We start from the raw sequence: 17,091 nt of genomic DNA on the forward strand, positions 1-17,091 counted from the left end.
ACACCATGCAAATAGTTGATTGGAGTGGAGGCTGGGCGACTCCTTGGGGATCAGCGTCACAGATGAGACCCTGGAGCGAGCATCGCGAGTGAAGCGGCTCATCGGACGCCCTCAGGAAAGCGCCCAGCCGGAACGGAAAGCAACCTTACGCTATGTTGATGCCCCTTTTATTCAACAAATATCGATTCAGCTGCTAAACATTTGTAAGTCCAATGGTAGTGGATTTTTAAGAAAAGGAGCTTGGTCACTATGCTATCTACGAGTTCAAGAACAAAAATGAAAACGATTAATGCTGATTCTTTAACACCGATTTTAATTTTTAGACGCCTAAAAGGAAATCTAAAATTTTTACTTGAAAGTTCAGCGCAGCATGAAGGAGCAGGTCGTTTTTCTTTTATTGGTGCTAATCCAAGAAAAACGTATAAAGGCTTTGGAGATGAAATTCAGGAATATTCACATAAGACCGGAAACACCTATACACATAAGGGCGACATGTTCGTATTATTGAAAAGATTAATGCCACGCATTTCCAATACGATACAATTCCCATTTTCAAGCGGAGCGGTTGGCTATGTTGGTCGTGATGCCATAACAACATTATCGACTGATCAGGATAAAGTGCAACTACCAGATGTGCATTTCCATGTGTATGAGACAATCATTGTGTTTGACCATGTAACAGATGAAGTTACTTTAATTTATACGAATATTGATGCAGAAAAAAAAGAACCCAATTTAGAAGAGTTGGCAGAGCAGCTTTTAAAAGGTAGAGAGGATGAGGATAAAAGTTGTAGTTATGAAACTTTTGAATCGTCTACGAATGAACAATTTGCAACAACTCTAACATCTATCAAAGCTACATTAGATGAAAATATGACAAGGGCCGTCCTATCAAAGCGTTTGTTAGCAAATTTACAAGGAGAAGCTTTCGCTTTATATCGTCAATTGCGTAAAAAACAACCTGCCCCGTATATGTATTATGTAGAGTTTGAGGATCATGTTGTTTTAGGAACATCTCCTGAAAGCCTAATTCGTGTAAAAGGTGAGCGTGTGATGGCGACACCAACAGAGGGGACATTTCCTAGAGGTTCCACAAAAGGTGAAGATTTAGAACTTGAACGAAAGCTCTATGAAAACACAAATATAAGGAAGTCACATGCTGTACTTGTTTCAGCCGTGCAACAAGAATTACAGTCTGTGTGCTTCCGAGATTCCATTCAAATCATAGAGGCGATGAGAATTGAGCGTTCAAAGCATGCATTACACATGACATCGAGAGTTGAAGGACAAATATTACCGATGCTTCATGCACTTGATGTATTAGCTGCGACATTACCATCCTTTGTATCAACAGTTATTCCGAAAGATCAGGCAAAGGACTATTTAGAAAAATCTAGTCGAACTTTAAGAGGAGCACTTGGATTTATTGGTTTTAACGGTCATCTTGATTTTGCTTTAACATGGAAATCCATTGTTATAGAAAATGAAACGATGCATATGCAAACAACTGTAATGGTGACCAAATACACAAATGTCGATGAAAGTTTAACACAAATAGAAGAGAATGAGCAGGAATTTTTGCAGCTACTTGAAAAAGAAGGAGGCTCACATTAATGGAAGATATTCGTCAAAAAGTACAACGACGAGAGCATTTAATGTATGAGGAAATGCTACAGGCGGCAACATGGATGTTCCAAAATGACACACCGAAAGAAGAAATCGCAAGCTTTTTAACGGCATTATCTGTCAAAGGTGAAACAGCACATGAAGTAGCGGCATTAGCTACCATTATGCGTTCATTTGCACTAGACGTACCAGCAAAAGCAGGTGTCTATATGGATAATTGTGGAACTGGTGGTGATGGTCTTAATACATTTAATATAAGTACGGCTTGTGCCTTTGTGTTAGCAGGGGCAGGTGTCAAAATGGCGAAGCACGGTAATCGTAAAATTTCTTCGGCATCAGGAAGCGCTGATGTTTTGGAAGCACTCGGTATTCATACGAATATTTCCATTGAACAAACTGTTGAGCTATTAGAGAAAGAAGGAATTGCCTTTTTATATGCACCAAATGTCCATCCAAAATTAAAGCGAATTGGTGAGGTACGTCGCGCACTAGGCAAGCCAACTATATTTAATCTTGTCGGCCCACTTACGAATCCAGTGCCTTTATCGACGCAATTTACCGGCATTAATCGTCCGAATTTTGTCATGGAGTATGCTTCCGTATTACAAATGCTCGGGCGTAAACGTGCAATGATCGTTTCGGGGCCACTAGGTTTAGACGAGGCGTCATTAGCTGGCCAAAATACTTTTGTCTTAGTAGATAAAGGAGACTTGATTCCTTTTTCTTTAACTCCAGAGGATGCGGGTCTTAGCTATGCACCAATAGAGGCTATTCGTGGAGGCAATGCGGACGAAAATGCCGCAATTATGCGTCAATTATTAGCTGGTGAACAAAGTGCTTACTTTGACACAGTTTTATTGAATGCTGGTATTGGGTTGTTCAGCTATGGAATTGCTGAAACCGTTAAAGAAGGTGTAGAAATGGCGAAGGATAGTATTTTCAGCGGGCGTGCCCTTCAAAAATTAGAGGCAGTCGTTGCTTATAGTGAGCATATTAACAGAGTGGAGGTCCAACAATGAATATCTTAAATAAAATTCTTGAACAAAAAAAGATAGAAGTTAGTGCTTTACTTGAACAGCCCGATCCGTTAGCTAATTTTACAGAAAAGCTACGACCGTCTTTATTTGAACGATTGAGAAAGGCTGAGACATTACAGGTTATTTCTGAAATGAAGCGCGCCTCCCCCTCAAAGGGGCTAATCGCACAAGGGGCAGATCCAGTGGCGCAGGCAAAAACTTATGTAGAAGCTGGAGCGGCGGCCATTTCTGTTTTAACAGATAAAAAGTTTTTTAAAGGCTCCTTTGATGATTTAGCCGCAGTTGCAAATGCTGTTCAAACGCCACTTCTTTGTAAGGACTTTATGATTGAGCGTGTTCAAATTCGATTTGCAAAGGCAGCAGGTGCATCTATTATTTTACTAATTGTAGCCGCGTTAACAGATGAGGCATTACGCGATTTATATAGCTATGCAATAAGCTTAAATCTAGAGGTATTAGTGGAGGTGCATGATTTAGAGGAACTTGAACGTGCTATTGCAATTGGTGCCAAGCTGGTTGGCGTCAATAATCGAGACTTACGTACGTTTGAAGTGAACTTAGAGCGAACACGTGAAATTGCTAAAGCTTTTCCGTTCGGAGAAGAGAAAGTTTTAATAAGTGAAAGTGGGATTTCGACGCAAGAAGACGCTAAAGCGGTGGCGGCTATGGGAGCTAGTGGCGTTCTTGTAGGTGAGTCATTAATGCGCAGTGGTAATCCAGGTAATACGCTAAAAAGTTTACAGGTCAATAAGGTAGGTGCATCTGTATGACGAAGGTGAAAATTTGTGGACTGAAGGAACAACAGCATGTGCAGGCAGCAATCGAGGTAGGAGCGGATGCCATTGGTTTTGTCTTTGCGCCAAGCAAACGAAGAGTGACGGTTGAACAGGCACAGCAACTAGCAAAATATGTACCGGAGGGCGTTTTGAAAATCGGTGTTTTTGTCAATCCAAGCGTGGAGGAATTACGCACAGCGGTAGAAAGTGTGCCATTAGATTATGTGCAGTACCACGGAGAAGAATCTTCGGAGTTTATTCGTCAGCAAGGTTATCCGGCTATTAAAGCTTTGTCTGTAAGAGGTGTTAAAGATGTTCAGGCAGCTGCTATATATGATGCAGACTATTATTTGTTTGATGCACCAGGGACAGATTTTAAAGGTGGTAGTGGGCACACGTTTGATTGGACCCTTTTAGAGACGGTAGGGATTCCGCGAGAAAAGCTAATTTTAGCAGGTGGTTTGCAAGCTGAAAATATAGAAGAAGCCGTATCACTTGTGTCGCCATTTATGGTAGATGTATCGAGTGGTGTAGAGACAGACGGTGTAAAAGACATAGCCAAAATAAATGCATTTTTACAGGCAGTGAGAAAGGGAGAGCATAATAGTGAATTCAATTGCAAATAGTGTACCGACAAAGGAAGGGCGTTATGGAAAATTTGGTGGACAATTTGTTCCCGAAACATTAATGACCGCTTTGTTGGAATTAGAGACGGCCTATGATGAGGCAATGAATGATCAAACTTTTACTGAGGAATTGGCCTATTATTTACAACAATATGTTGGTCGTGAGACGCCATTGTATTACGCAAAAAATTTAACAAAAGAGCTAGGCGGCGCGAAGGTTTATTTAAAGCGTGAAGATTTAAATCATACTGGAGCCCATAAGATTAATAATGCGATTGGTCAAGCGCTTCTTGCTAAACGAATGGGTAAAAGGAAAATAGTGGCGGAAACAGGTGCAGGACAGCATGGAGTGGCTACGGCAACTGCATGCGCATTATTGAATCTTGAATGTGTTGTATTTATGGGTGCAGAGGATATAAAACGCCAACAGTTGAATGTGTTTCGCATGGAGTTACTCGGTACAAAAGTAGAGTCTGTAGAAACAGGTTCAAAAACATTAAAGGATGCTGTCAATGCTGCACTGCGCTACTGGGTGACAAATGTTGAAGATACTCATTATATTTTAGGATCAGCTTTAGGACCGCATCCATTCCCGAAAATCGTGAGGGATTTCCAGCGTGTAATTGGTGTTGAAACTAGGGAGCAGATTTTAGCTAAAGAAGGATGTTTACCAGATGCAGTTGTTGCTTGTATAGGTGGTGGTAGTAATGCAATCGGTATGTTCCATCCTTTTGTCGATGATGAAACTGTTGCGCTATACGGGGTAGAGGCTGCAGGTAGTGGTATTGAGACAGGAAAGCATGCAGCAGCAATTGCCGGTGGACAGCTAGGCGTCTTACACGGTGCATACATGTATTTATTACAAGATGAAAATGGCTTCGTGCAAGAAGCACATTCTATTTCGGCTGGTCTAGATTATCCAGGGAAGGGCCCAGAGCATTGTTATTTACATGATATTGGGCGAGTTAAATTTGATGCGATTACAGACAATGAAGCACTTGATGGTTTGCAATTACTGTGTAGAACAGAAGGTATACTACCTGCACTAGAAAGCTCTCATGCCATTGCCTATACAGCAAAACTTGCGAAGACAATGTCTACAGATGACATCATAGTTGTGTGCTTATCTGGCCGAGGAGATAAAGATGTTCATACTGTCCGTAAAGTATTAGGAGGAGATATGTTATGACAACATTACAGCAGGCAATTGAAGAAGCGAAAATCGCTGGGGATAAAGCATTTATACCATATATTATGGCCGGCGATGGAGGGCTAGAAACTTTGAAGCCTACGATTTTGAAGCTACAGCAAATGGCTGTAACGGCCATTGAAGTTGGTATACCGTTCACGGATCCTGTAGCGGATGGACCTACGATAGAGCAAGCAGGTGAGCGAGCTTTAGCAGAAGGTGTAACATTACGTAAAGTGCTAGAAGCATTAGCTTCATTTAAAAAAGAAATTCAAGTTCCGTTAATTGTTATGACTTATTTTAATCCAGTTTTAGCTTTTGGGTTAGAGGCTTTTGCGAAGGCTTGTGTAGCGGGGGGCGTTAAAGGATTAATCGTTCCAGATGTACCGCTTGAAGAAAGTACCGTTTTATGTGATACATTAAATCCTCATGGTATCGACATCGTTCAACTTGTATCGTTAACAAGTCCTCCAGAGCGAATTGTACGTATCGCGGCTGCCAGCCAAGGCTTTGTCTATGCTGTGACAGTCAATGGAATCACAGGGGCTCGTACAACCTTTGCGAATGATTTACATGATCATTTTGCTCGCTTACGTGAAGCCTGTCAAATACCAGTACTAGCTGGCTTTGGAATATCAACGCCAGAGCAAGTGGTAAATATGGGGGCACTTAGTGACGGTGTAATTGTTGGCAGTGCGATCGTGACAGCATTGCATGAAGGTAATTTGGAGAAAATTGAGGCGTTAGTGTCTGCTTCAAAAGATGTGATTCACAAGTCTACTCTTTAATGGAGTAGGCTTTTTTTCTGTTGAGACTGATTCCGAAGGCTTTGACGGTTCTATCTGTCGCTCTGATTGCTATCAATGGGTAGTTTAGTAAAAATAACGGATTGAATAGAAAATCTGATGGTTAAAACTATCAATCTGACAGATAGTGCGGATAGGCTAGATTTTCGGTATAATAGCTTTCGTGAGGAAGTGAAAAGATGATTCTATCAAAAAAGAGATGGCGAGTAGAGCGCCCAGACGCTAAGCTTGTCCAAACATTACAAAATGACCTACAACTTTCTGCAATTGCAGCAAAAATTTTAGCAGCGCGTGGCTGTGAAACAACTGCTGATGCAGAGAGTTTATTAAATATGACAGAAGCAAGTATCCATGACCCATTTTTAATGCATGGTATGGCAGAAGCTGTAGCACGTATTGAGCAAGCGCTTGATAATGGAGAAAAAATCCTAGTTTATGGAGATTATGATTGCGATGGTGTCTCAAGCACGACAATCATGTTGAATGTGTTACTTGATCTCGGTGCCGATGTATCGTTTAAAATACCAAATCGATTTATTCACGGTTATGGACCGAATGAAGCGCTATTTCGTGAAGCACATGAAGAGGGCGCTCAGCTAATTATAACCGTTGATAATGGTATTTCAGGTATTGAACCAATTCGTGTCGCGAAGGAACTAGGCATGGATGTTATCGTTACAGATCACCATGAACCAGGCGATGAATTACCACCTGCCGATATTATTTTACATCCTCGTATACCAAAAGGACATTATCCATTTGGCGAGCTTGCAGGCGTGGGGGTAGCTTTTAAGTTAGCGCATGCTCTATATGGAGAATTGCCAACGCATTTAATGGAATACGTAGCTGTTGGAACAGTAGCGGATTTAGTACCATTAGTTGATGAAAATCGCTACCTAGTAAAACGCGGAATAGAAGAAATGCGCCGATCACTCACCCCTTGGGTACAAGCAATGTGTGAAGTAGCCAGTGCAGAGCAAGCAAAAATTAACGAAGAAACAATCGGATTTTACTTTGGACCGCGCTTAAATGCAGTTGGTCGACTAGGAGAAGCGGCGCCAGGTGTCGAGCTATTAATGGCTGAGGATAATGCTAAAGCAATAGCATTAGCGAAGCAGCTTAATACGTGTAATAGTGAACGCAAAGATATAGTAAAGAGCATTACAGATGAGGCGATAGCTCTCATTGAATCAGATAAAAAAATCGGGGATTCACTCGTGTTAGTTATTGCTGGAGAAGGCTGGAATGCTGGGGTAGTAGGGATCGTCGCGTCCCGTCTTGTTGAGCTCTATTATCGTCCTACAATTGTACTGTCGTTAGACTATGAAAAAGGAACAGCTAAAGGCTCAGCTCGTAGTATTGAAGGCTTCCACTTATATAATGAATTAGCGAAGAATCGAGATATATTACCTCATTTTGGTGGGCACCCTATGGCAGCAGGGATGACATTACCCATTGAGCATGTGGATGAGTTAAGGTCACGCTTAGATGATCAAGCAAGAGCGTGTTTATCAGAGGAACAATTGACACCTGTACTCAATATTGACATACCGCTAAAAATGGATGAAATTTCAGCGGATGCTATTGAAGAAATTTCGACGCTTGGTCCATATGGTACTGATTTTCCGAAGCCTGTTTATGTGCTCGAGGATGTGGAGATATCCTCCATGCGGAAAATTGGAGCAGCAGAAAATCATATAAAAATGGAATTGACGGATGGCTATGAAAAATTGGATAGTGTCGGATTCAATAAAGGACATTTACACGACGAATTAACATATGGAATTAAAGTATCATTTACAGGGGATTTACAAATTAACGAATGGCAAGGACGTAAAAAAGCACAATTTATGATTGAGGATGTCCAAACGACTGAATGGCAATTATTTGATATTCGTGGTATTCGCCAAACATCCCGCTGGTTAAATACGGTTCCAAAAGAGGAGGCAACATTTATCGCCTTCCGTTCAGAAACGGTGACCTATTACCAGTCGTTAATTGGTGTACCAATCCTAACAGTGGATCCTACACTTTCAAATGTAGAACAAAGCAATTATATCGTCCTACTGGATTTGCCACAAAATGTTCAAATGTTAGAAAGTGTCTTACGAAAAACTGCTCCTTCCCGTATATATGCACATTTTTATATGCCTGATTCTCAGTACTTCAATGGATTGCCTACACGTGAGCAATTTTCCTGGTATTATAAGTTTTTAAAAAATCGCCCTGCCTTTCCATTAAATATGCATTTGGCGGAATTGGCTAAACATACAGGTTGGCCGTTAGATGCATTAAAATTTATGACACAGGTGTTTTTTGAACTTGATTTTGTTAAAATGGAGAGTGGACTGACGACTGTCAACGTGAATGCACCAAAACAGGCACTTACAGAGGCACCGTCTTACAAACAGCGTTCAGAACAGATTGAAATGGAGCAAAAGCTAGTATATGCCCCTTATATAGAATTAAAACAATGGTTTGATGAACGATTACATTAATATACGATTAAGTTTCGTAGGAGGAACAATAACATGGATTTAAAGCAATACGTAACAACGGTTGAAAACTGGCCGAAAGAGGGCATTAGCTTCAAAGATATTACAACAATTATGGATAATGGTGCTGCATACAAATATGCAACAGACCAAATCGTAAGTTACGCAAAAGAATTAGGTGCTGAAATTGTGGTAGGTCCTGAGGCTCGTGGCTTCATTATCGGATGTCCAGTTGCTTATGCGCTTGAAATTGGTTTTGCGCCTGTTCGTAAGCCAGGAAAATTACCGCGTGAAGTGATAAGTGCTGACTACGGTCTTGAGTACGGTAAAGATACGCTAACAATGCACAAAGATGCAATTAAACCAGGGCAAAAAGTATTAATCTGTGATGATTTACTTGCGACTGGCGGTACAGTTGAAGCGACAGTGCGTTTAGTTGAACAATTAGGCGGTCAAGTTGTGGGCTGTGCCTTCCTAATCGAGTTAAAAGAGCTGAATGGTCGTGCAAAACTTGGTGACTTAAACATAAAAACACTTATTGAATATTAAAAAAGGATTTGGTTGATTGAAGTGAAGACTGACGTCCCCCTGGGAAAGCGCTTAGCCGGAACGGAAATCAATCTCTCGTTTTATAGAAGAGTCATACAATAATATGAAAAGCGCCACATTTTTGTGGCGTTTTTTTTATTTTATTGAGATTAATCGATATAGTGAGCATTAAAAATTTTTATATTCAAAAATAAGTGAGAGTTTGCTTTGTCATATTAGGTAATTGATGCTTTTACAGCAACAAAATTTGGTGGTAACCCAGCAGCTGTAGTGATCCATGAAATTATGAAAAATCCATTTTGAACAATCATTTTTCAAAATGGATTCTTTTGTGTAGGTTCGTTTTTATTCTTCATCATTAGATTGAATTATTTTTTGGATAGTTTTCAATGTTTCATAAAAATCATTGTATTTTTCTAAGCCGATATCATTGATAATTCTTTCTTGGATATCTTGCCAAATTGGAGCAGCCTCGTTTAATTTTTCAACCCCTTTATCAGTTAGTGTAATGACCTTTGCTCGAGCATCTTGCGGATCTCTTGTTAAATTTACATAGCCATTGCGCTTTAACAAATTAATATTACGTGTAATGGTTGTTTGATCGAGCAGTAAAATTTCACCTAGTCGACTAATGGAAACTGATTGTTGAAGATCGATATTTGCTAGCATTGAGTATTGTGTAACTTTTAAGCCAGTGGGCTGTAGTAAATTATCATAAAATTGTGTTACGAGTCGCGTTTTTTTTCGAAGGTTTGCACATACACATATTTGTGTGTAATCTATATTCTTCATTGGTCCGTACTCCTTTTCGAGTTGGTTCACTATTATAGTAGCCCTATTGATTTATTTTGTTAAGTTGGAAAATGTTTCTTGACAGTAATAAAAGTGATTACTAAGATTATATATGTATATACATGATTTTAGGAAGTCATTTACCCTAGTAATACATGCATATACATGTAATTGAGCTGTAATTTAAAAAATCTTATAAGAATTGAAGGTGTCAAGATGAGGCGTATTCATTATAGCTGGTTTATTTTAGTCGTAACCTTTTTCTCCATTATTGTTGCAGGGATTACAATGTCGTCATCAGGAGTTTTTATAGACTCCTTTGAAAAAGAATTTAATTGGGATCGATCTATAATTGCTTTAGCTTTTGCAGTGAGTCTATTTTTATATGGTTTTTCGGGTCCGTTTATGGCGGCGTTACTAGAAATAGCGGGATTAAAGAACATGATGCTAGGTGCAATGACTACATTATTTATTGGCATGATGCTTACGCTTTTCATGACTCAATCATGGCAGTTAATCGTTATATGGGGCGGAATTATTGGTTTAGGAGCAAGTCTTTTTTTAACGGTGTTAAGTCCTTATGTAGCTAATCGTTGGTTTGTGAAAAGTAGAGGATTGGCAGTAGGGATTTTAACGGCGAGTACTGCAACAGGGCAGTTAATTCTCTTACCATTATTGGCGATTATGATTGAAAATTATTCCTGGCGATGGGCGATTGGTTTAATGCTTATTCTAAGTATTGTTATGTTCATCACCATTTCAATATTTATGAAAAATAAACCACAGGATATAGGGATTCTTCCTTATGGACTGGAAGAAGATCTAGAAGTGCAACAAGAGAATCATAAGAAAAATCCGATTAGTATTGCTTTTAATGGTTTATTTGAGGCAATAAGGAAGAAAGAATTTTGGCTATTAGCGGGAAGTTTTTTTATTTGTGGACTGTCAACTAGTGGGTTAGTTGGTACTCATTTTGTTTCTTACTGTATTAGCTTTGGTGTCCCTTTAGTAACCGCTGCATCCTTTCTTTCCTTTATGGGAGTGTTTAACCTTGTAGGTACTACTTTATCCGGGTGGCTGTCTGATCGTTTTGATAATCGATGGTTATTGTTTTGGTATTACCTTTTAAGAGGAATGGCTCTGCTTTTACTCCCGTATGCATTAATGCAAGGGTCGCTAACTTTACTGACAATCTTTACAATATTTTATGGATTAGATTGGATTGCTACAGTACCTCCAACGATTAGTATTTCTAGACAAATTTTTGGTACGAATAAAAGTGGCATTATTTATGGGTGGATTTTCGCATCACATCAAGCAGGAGCTGCAGTTGCTGCCTATGGTGGAGGCCTCATTTATAAGTTTTTTAATTCATATAGTTGGGCCTTTTTCCTTGCTGGAATGTTCTGTGCATTGGCAAGTTTATTTGTCATCATCGTGAAAAAACAAACACCCCATCATGCCAATATTTGAACTAGCTACTGGCTTTGCTTAGGGCGATACTATTGACTATCGTCGGTTCTCAAAATTTTGTCAGCTAATATTGATATGCGCCGCAAACGTAAGAAAGAACGCCGCTAAAGTATAAAGTTGCGCCGCAAATGAAAGGAAGAACGCTGCTAAAGTATAAAGTTGCGCCGCAAACGAAAGGAAGACCGCCGCTAAAGCAAAAAGTTTCGCCGCTAACAGAGCAAAGAACGCAGCAAAACCCGAATTTCCGCAGCTATCGATTTCACGTATAGAAAACATTTGTTGCTGTTGCATAGTGACAGCTTCGCTTTCGTACCACCTGACACCTTAATTTCATTAAAGTAATAGCTATCGCAACATAAGGTTGAAGCCAATATCGTATCGGTTTCAACTTTTTTCATTAAAAAATTTTTGACACCACCCAAACAAAAGTTTATAATGTAAACAAATATAACAAAAGGTGATGCTATGAATGAAAGAGAACAGGCGGTCCTTGCATTAATTCGCCAGAATCCGTTTATGTCTCAACAAGAGATGGCCGATAAAATGAATCTGTCTCGACCAGTCCTTGCTAATTTAGTATCGAGCTTGACGAAACAGGGGAAAATTGTAGGCCGTGCGTATATTTTACCTGAGGAAAATGAAATCATTTGTATCGGTGGAGCCAATCTTGACCGAAAATTTCATGTGAAGGGGAATGTCCAGTTCGGTACATCTAATCCTGCAAGCTCTTCATTTAGTGTAGGGGGTGTTGGACGAAACATTGCTGAAAACTTAGGCAGATTAAATCATCAAGTAACATTGCTGACTACTGCCGGCAAAGATGCTGATTGGCAAGTGATCCAAGAAGCTTCGGAGCCATTTATGAATTTACGTTATGTGGAGCAGTTACCAGACGCTTCGACTGGTTCCTATACCGCGATTATGGATGAGCAGGGCGAGCTAGCATTAGCGGTAGCGAATATGGAAGTATATGATCTTTTATTGCCAAGTTTGCTAAAAAAACATGAGGCAATGCTCATGAACGCAGGCTGCTTTATTATGGACTTGAACTGTCCAAAGGAAACAGTGGCTTACATACAGCAGGTTGCAATTGCCCGTGACATTCCGTTTGTCATCGTACCGGTATCTTCGCCAAAAATGAATCGATTACCTGATACGTTGCAAGGTGTAACATGGTTTATTTGTAACACAGATGAGGCAGAGACGATTGTTGGTCATAAAATCGAAAACGCTGTGCATTATGAAAAGGCTTTACAGCAACTTCTTACATTAGGTGCTGACCACGTAATTATTACAGCGGGTAGCAAGGGTGTGTATGCAGCTTCCGTTACAACGAAGCCAAGCAATTACGCGGCGAAAGCTATAGAAAAAATTGAAGATGTGACAGGTGCCGGGGACGCCTTTGTAAGTGCTGTAATCCACAGCTGGCTTACTGGGCAATCCTTTGCAACATGTATTGATGCAGGCTTAACGAATGCCAAAAATACGCTTGCATCCCCATATACAGTAAGACCTGAGCTATCAGTTGATTTGTTAAACAATGAAATGGAGGAATAACAACATGAAAGAATTCATCGTATTATCAGAAGAAGTAAAAGCAGGACAAGCAAAAGGCTTACCAATCGTAGCATTAGAATCAACAATTATTTCTCACGGAATGCCATATCCACAAAATGTTCAAACAGCACGTGAAGTAGAACAAATTGTTCGAGATAATGGTGCAGTACCAGCAACAATAGCTTTAATCGATGGTAAAATTAAAATTGGATTATCAGATGAAGAACTTGAAATGTTCGGTAATGCTCAAGGCGTAGCAAAAGCATCTCGTCGTGACTTAGGCTATCTTTTAGCAACAAAAAAATTAGGAGCGACGACTGTAGCAGCAACAATGATTTGTGCTGAGCTAGCTAATATTGAAATTTTTGTAACTGGCGGTATCGGTGGCGTACACCGTGGTGCAGAAACAACAATGGATATTTCAGCGGATTTAGAAGAATTAGCGCAAACAAATGTTGCTGTAATTTGTGCGGGGGCTAAATCAATTTTAGATATTGGTTTAACTTTAGAATATCTTGAAACAAAAGGTGTACCAGTTGTTGGATACGGTACTGATGAGCTACCAGCATTCTATACACGCCAAAGTGGTTTTGCTGTAAACTTCAAGATTGATACGCCAGAAGAAGTGGCAGAAATGCTACGTGCCAAATGGCAATTAGGCTTAAAAGGTGGAGCTGTTATTGCTAATCCAATTCCAGAGACTGAAGCTCTTGAGAATGCATTCATTACAGGAATCATTGAAAAAGCTTTGGTAGAAGCAGAAGAAAACGGTATTAACGGTAAAAACGTGACACCATTCTTACTTGGAAAAGTGAAAGAATTAACAGAAGGTAAAAGCCTTGATGCCAATATTGCATTAGTAAAAAATAATGCGGTAGTTGGGTCAAAAATTGCTGTAGCGTATAATAAATTAAGTAAATAACCTATGGATATAGAAAGAGACCCTTTGCGGAATATTGCATTCGCAAAGGGTCTTTTTATTCATTTCCTAGAATATATTTCCCATTTCTCACATTGTTCACGAGAATAACTAAACAAAATGACACAGTTACTTTACAATAGCCCATAATATTTTATACAATTAAGTTTATATCTAATCTGAAAAATTTGACGAGCAAGGTGGACATGTTATGGCGAAAGAGCAAATTTTGACTCCCGAGGACGTTTTTGAGTTAGTCAAATCCTACATGAATGAGGAAAATGTCGCATTCGTGAAAAAAGCATATGAATTAGCAAGGGATGCCCATATTGAGCAATTCCGAAGCTCAGGTGAACCGTATATTATTCATCCTGTGCAAGTAGCTGGTATTTTAGCTGAATTGCAAATGGATCCTGCAACAGTGGCGGCTGGTTTTTTGCATGATGTTGTCGAGGATACGGATTTTACGCGTGACGATTTGGTTCGTGAATTCGGCGAAGAGGTTGCGGTGCTTGTAGACGGTGTAACAAAGCTAGGGAAAATTAAATATTTATCTAAAGAAGCGCAACAAGCAGAAAATCATCGAAAAATGTTTGTAGCGATGGCGCAGGATATTCGTGTCATTTTGATTAAACTGGCAGACCGCCTACATAATATGCGCACGTTAAAGCATTTACCTGCCGAAAAACAACGCCGTATTTCAAAAGAAACGCTTGAAATTTTTGCACCACTTGCGCATCGTCTTGGGATTTCGACTGTTAAATGGGAGCTTGAGGATACGGCACTTCGTTATTTAAATCCACAGCAATATTATCGCATTGTCAGTCTTATGAAGAAAAAACGTGATGAGCGTGAGGCATATTTAGATAATGTAATGGGTGAGATGAAGTCACAGCTTACAGATGTTGAAATTGAAGCAGATATTTATGGTCGCCCAAAACATATTTACAGTATTTATCGTAAGATGGTGTTACAAAAGAAACAATTCAATGAGATTTATGATTTATTAGCCATTCGTGTACTTGTCGATAGTATTAAAGATTGCTATGCCGTACTTGGAATTGTGCATACATTATGGAAGCCAATGCCAGGGCGTTTTAAAGATTATATTGCGATGCCAAAACAAAATCTATATCAATCCCTGCATACAACAGTAATTGGTCCTTATGGTGACCCGCTAGAAGTTCAAATTCGTACGAAGGAAATGCATAAAATTGCCGAGTACGGGATTGCAGCGCATTGGGCGTATAAAGAAGGTAAAAAAGTTGATAATGAAAAACAAAATGTCGACCAAAAATTAACGTGGTTCCGAGAAATTTTAGAATTCCAAAATGAATCTTCTAATGCTGAAGAGTTTATGGAATCTTTAAAATTTGATTTATTTTCTGATATGGTCTATGTTTTCACGCCTGAAGGAGATGTCATTGAATTACCAGCAGGCTCTGTACCTATCGACTTCGCATACCGTGTGCATTCAGAAGTTGGAAATCGTACAATTGGCGCGAAAATTAATGGTAAAATGGTACCGCTTGATACACCGTTAAAAACGGGGGACATTATTGAAATTTTAACGTCTAAGCAATCATTTGGTCCTAGTCGCGATTGGCTGAAAATAGCTCAATCTTCTCAGGCGAAAAATAAAATAAAGCAATTTTTCAAACGTCATCTTCGTGAGGAAAATATCATCAAAGGTAAAGAGATGATAGAAAAGGAAATCCGTGCTCAAGGTTTTGATGTGAAAGAAACAATGTCAGCGGACAATTTGAAGCGAGTATGTGAAAAATTTAACTACACAAATGAAGAAGATTTATATGCTGCTGTCGGCGTGAATGGAATTACAGCTCAGCAAGTTGCTAATCGTCTAGCGGAAAAGCGCCGCAAAGAGCGTGAACAGGAAGAAGCACTTGAGAAAATTGAGCAAAAAATGAAAAACCCTATTCCGCAAAAACGTACGGAATCGGGTGTTATCGTAAAAGATATCGACAATATGCTAATTCGACTTTCGCGTTGCTGTACGCCAGTTCCTGGAGATGAAATTGTAGGCTTCATTACGAAAGGAAGAGGTGTTTCAGTGCACCGTGCTGACTGTCCAAATATTCAAGTTGATGATGAGCAGGAGCGCTTAATAGAAGTTGAATGGGAACATGGGCTTACTCCAGAGAAAAAAGAATACCCTGTCGATATTGAAGTGTCAGCTTTCGATAGACCAGGAATTTTAAATGAAATCATGCAAATTGTTAGCGAAACAAAAACGAATATTTTAGCAGTGAGTGGCCGTGCAGATCGTGATAAAATGGCAACAATTCATTTAACGATTTCAATTTCAAATATTTCGCATTTGCATAAAGTAGTGGAACGTATTAAGCAAACACCTGATATATATTCAGTACAACGTGTTATTAACTAATTCGTTGGTTAGGCAGAAGCAACTTTGTTATGCACTTTTTGTTGCATACAATAGGGGAATTGAGGTTTTAAAAAATGAAAGTAGTTTTACAACGTAGTAAAGCAGCCTCTGTTACGGTTGACGGAAAAGTAACGGGAGCTATTGATAGCGGTTATGTTCTTCTTGTTGGCATTACACACGGGGACACGCAAGAGGATGTTGAATATTTAGCGAAAAAAGTAGCAAATCTCCGCCTTTGGGAAGATGCTGATGGAAAAATGAATCATTCTATTTTAGAGCATGGAGGGGCTATTCTATCCGTCTCACAATTTACATTGTATGGAGATGCGAAAAAAGGGAATCGCCCAAGTTTTACGAGTGCAGCAAGACCAGAAGTTGCAGAACCGTTATGGGAGGCTTTTAATAATGCCTTATGTGAACACGGTTTACATGTGGAAAAAGGAATTTTTGGTGCAATGATGGATGTTGCACTGACAAATGATGGCCCTATCACCATACTTCTTGAATCTAAATAAATGGTACATTTCCTACGATTCCTTCATACATTAAATAGTATGGTTCGTTTTGTAGGAAGGAAGTGTCTTAAGAATGACGCAGGTAGGAAGCATATCAAATCCATATTTATATGAAACTCTTAATATGATGATTGGTCAGGTAATTGTAGTGCAAACGAAGAAAAATATTCAGCAAGGAAAATTAATCTCTGTATTACCTGATGATATTGTTTTAGAGGTTAACCGTACGCCATTATTCATTAGTATGAGGGAAATTGTATGGGTTACGCTAGCTACAATGAAAAAATAAACGCATAAAGGACCTCTATACTCTTAGAATATGAG

16 protein-coding genes are annotated in these 17,091 nt (G+C 39.4%); 14 read left to right on the plus strand and 2 right to left on the minus strand.

Features of this window, described 5'->3' with window-relative positions:
* Positions 1 to 249 precede the first annotated feature (249 nt).
* The 8 genes from PVA17_RS05485 (at position 250) to PVA17_RS05520 (ending at position 9,104) form a co-directional block, all read left to right on the plus strand.
* Positions 250 to 1,614: a chorismate-binding protein gene (locus PVA17_RS05485; RefSeq protein WP_274067112.1), complete on the plus strand. Its 1,365-nt coding sequence runs from the start codon at positions 250 to 252 to the stop codon at positions 1,612 to 1,614.
* Positions 1,614 to 2,645 carry an anthranilate phosphoribosyltransferase gene (trpD, locus tag PVA17_RS05490; protein ID WP_274067113.1) on the plus strand — a complete coding sequence of 344 codons (1,032 nt, stop codon included), beginning with the start codon at positions 1,614 to 1,616 and terminating at the stop codon, positions 2,643 to 2,645. Before PVA17_RS05485 ends, trpD begins: the two co-directional genes overlap by 1 nt.
* On the plus strand, positions 2,642 to 3,433 hold the full coding sequence (trpC, locus tag PVA17_RS05495) for an indole-3-glycerol phosphate synthase TrpC (RefSeq protein ID WP_274067114.1): 792 nt from the start codon (positions 2,642 to 2,644) through the stop codon (positions 3,431 to 3,433). Before trpD ends, trpC begins: the two co-directional genes overlap by 4 nt.
* Positions 3,430 to 4,065 (plus strand): phosphoribosylanthranilate isomerase, encoded by a 636-nt coding sequence (locus PVA17_RS05500; protein ID WP_274067115.1) that lies wholly within the window; start codon positions 3,430 to 3,432, stop codon positions 4,063 to 4,065. The genes trpC and PVA17_RS05500 overlap by 4 nt, the downstream gene beginning before the upstream one ends.
* Complete coding sequence (gene trpB, locus PVA17_RS05505) at positions 4,046 to 5,254, plus strand: tryptophan synthase subunit beta (protein WP_483308004.1); 1,209 nt, start codon at positions 4,046 to 4,048, stop codon at positions 5,252 to 5,254. Before PVA17_RS05500 ends, trpB begins: the two co-directional genes overlap by 20 nt.
* Positions 5,251 to 6,042: a tryptophan synthase subunit alpha gene (gene trpA / locus PVA17_RS05510; RefSeq protein ID WP_132356965.1), complete on the plus strand. Its 792-nt coding sequence runs from the start codon at positions 5,251 to 5,253 to the stop codon at positions 6,040 to 6,042. Before trpB ends, trpA begins: the two co-directional genes overlap by 4 nt.
* Positions 6,043 to 6,239: 197 nt before the next feature.
* A complete protein-coding gene (gene recJ, locus PVA17_RS05515) occupies positions 6,240 to 8,558 on the plus strand; it encodes a single-stranded-DNA-specific exonuclease RecJ (protein WP_274067116.1) in 2,319 nt (772 codons plus the stop codon).
* Between the two features lie 33 nt (positions 8,559 to 8,591).
* On the plus strand, positions 8,592 to 9,104 hold the full coding sequence (locus tag PVA17_RS05520; RefSeq protein WP_132356963.1) for an adenine phosphoribosyltransferase: 513 nt from the start codon (positions 8,592 to 8,594) through the stop codon (positions 9,102 to 9,104).
* Positions 9,105 to 9,449: 345 nt separating this feature from the next.
* Here the strand turns inward: PVA17_RS05520 and PVA17_RS05525 are convergent, their stop codons facing one another.
* Positions 9,450 to 9,896, minus strand: coding sequence for a MarR family winged helix-turn-helix transcriptional regulator (locus PVA17_RS05525; RefSeq protein ID WP_132356961.1), 447 nt, complete (start codon positions 9,894 to 9,896; stop codon positions 9,450 to 9,452).
* Between the two features lie 216 nt (positions 9,897 to 10,112).
* Between PVA17_RS05525 and PVA17_RS05530 the strand changes: the two genes are divergently transcribed.
* Positions 10,113 to 11,369 (plus strand): MFS transporter, encoded by a 1,257-nt coding sequence (locus PVA17_RS05530; RefSeq protein WP_274067117.1) that lies wholly within the window; start codon positions 10,113 to 10,115, stop codon positions 11,367 to 11,369.
* 60 nt (positions 11,370 to 11,429) lie between these two features.
* On the opposite strand, the gene PVA17_RS05535 is transcribed toward PVA17_RS05530, so the two are convergent.
* Positions 11,430 to 11,660, minus strand: coding sequence for a hypothetical protein (locus tag PVA17_RS05535; RefSeq protein WP_274067118.1), 231 nt, complete (start codon positions 11,658 to 11,660; stop codon positions 11,430 to 11,432).
* Positions 11,661 to 11,834: 174 nt separating this feature from the next.
* On the opposite strand from PVA17_RS05535, the gene PVA17_RS05540 reads away from it, so the two are divergent.
* The 5 genes from PVA17_RS05540 to PVA17_RS05560 all read left to right on the plus strand — a co-directional run bounded on the left by PVA17_RS05540 (position 11,835) and on the right by PVA17_RS05560 (position 17,056).
* Positions 11,835 to 12,926 carry a carbohydrate kinase gene (locus PVA17_RS05540; protein WP_132356958.1) on the plus strand — a complete coding sequence of 364 codons (1,092 nt, stop codon included), beginning with the start codon at positions 11,835 to 11,837 and terminating at the stop codon, positions 12,924 to 12,926.
* 4 nt (positions 12,927 to 12,930) lie between these two features.
* Complete coding sequence (locus PVA17_RS05545) at positions 12,931 to 13,848, plus strand: pseudouridine-5'-phosphate glycosidase (RefSeq protein ID WP_132356957.1); 918 nt, start codon at positions 12,931 to 12,933, stop codon at positions 13,846 to 13,848.
* Between the two features lie 208 nt (positions 13,849 to 14,056).
* Complete coding sequence (locus PVA17_RS05550; RefSeq protein WP_132356956.1) at positions 14,057 to 16,252, plus strand: RelA/SpoT family protein; 2,196 nt, start codon at positions 14,057 to 14,059, stop codon at positions 16,250 to 16,252.
* 74 nt (positions 16,253 to 16,326) lie between these two features.
* Positions 16,327 to 16,767, plus strand: a complete 441-nt coding sequence (gene dtd, locus PVA17_RS05555; protein WP_132356955.1) for a D-aminoacyl-tRNA deacylase — start codon at positions 16,327 to 16,329, stop codon at positions 16,765 to 16,767.
* A gap of 73 nt (positions 16,768 to 16,840) precedes the next feature.
* Positions 16,841 to 17,056: a DUF2642 domain-containing protein gene (locus tag PVA17_RS05560; RefSeq protein ID WP_132356954.1), complete on the plus strand. Its 216-nt coding sequence runs from the start codon at positions 16,841 to 16,843 to the stop codon at positions 17,054 to 17,056.
* The last annotated feature ends 35 nt before the right edge of the window (positions 17,057 to 17,091 follow it).

The organism is Lysinibacillus sp. CNPSo 3705 (genome assembly GCF_028674935.1).
Lineage (GTDB): Bacteria > Bacillota > Bacilli > Bacillales_A > Planococcaceae > Lysinibacillus.

What these genes read in the sequence shown, in the direction of transcription:
- PVA17_RS05525 (WP_132356961.1), bottom strand. Translation starts at nt 9,896, where the DNA reads ATGAAGAATATAGATTACACACAAATATGTGTATGTGCAAACCTTCGA.
- PVA17_RS05550 (WP_132356956.1), top strand. Translation starts at nt 14,057, where the DNA reads ATGGCGAAAGAGCAAATTTTGACTCCCGAGGACGTTTTTGAGTTAGTC.
- dtd (WP_132356955.1), top strand. Translation starts at nt 16,327, where the DNA reads ATGAAAGTAGTTTTACAACGTAGTAAAGCAGCCTCTGTTACGGTTGAC.
- PVA17_RS05560 (WP_132356954.1), top strand. Translation starts at nt 16,841, where the DNA reads ATGACGCAGGTAGGAAGCATATCAAATCCATATTTATATGAAACTCTT.
- trpC (WP_274067114.1), top strand. Translation starts at nt 2,642, where the DNA reads ATGAATATCTTAAATAAAATTCTTGAACAAAAAAAGATAGAAGTTAGT.
- PVA17_RS05520 (WP_132356963.1), top strand. Translation starts at nt 8,592, where the DNA reads ATGGATTTAAAGCAATACGTAACAACGGTTGAAAACTGGCCGAAAGAG.
- trpA (WP_132356965.1), top strand. Translation starts at nt 5,251, where the DNA reads ATGACAACATTACAGCAGGCAATTGAAGAAGCGAAAATCGCTGGGGAT.
- PVA17_RS05545 (WP_132356957.1), top strand. Translation starts at nt 12,931, where the DNA reads ATGAAAGAATTCATCGTATTATCAGAAGAAGTAAAAGCAGGACAAGCA.
- PVA17_RS05535 (WP_274067118.1), bottom strand. Translation starts at nt 11,660, where the DNA reads ATGCAACAGCAACAAATGTTTTCTATACGTGAAATCGATAGCTGCGGA.
- PVA17_RS05540 (WP_132356958.1), top strand. Translation starts at nt 11,835, where the DNA reads ATGAATGAAAGAGAACAGGCGGTCCTTGCATTAATTCGCCAGAATCCG.
- recJ (WP_274067116.1), top strand. Translation starts at nt 6,240, where the DNA reads ATGATTCTATCAAAAAAGAGATGGCGAGTAGAGCGCCCAGACGCTAAG.
- trpD (WP_274067113.1), top strand. Translation starts at nt 1,614, where the DNA reads ATGGAAGATATTCGTCAAAAAGTACAACGACGAGAGCATTTAATGTAT.
- PVA17_RS05530 (WP_274067117.1), top strand. Translation starts at nt 10,113, where the DNA reads ATGAGGCGTATTCATTATAGCTGGTTTATTTTAGTCGTAACCTTTTTC.
- PVA17_RS05485 (WP_274067112.1), top strand. Translation starts at nt 250, where the DNA reads ATGCTATCTACGAGTTCAAGAACAAAAATGAAAACGATTAATGCTGAT.
- PVA17_RS05500 (WP_274067115.1), top strand. Translation starts at nt 3,430, where the DNA reads ATGACGAAGGTGAAAATTTGTGGACTGAAGGAACAACAGCATGTGCAG.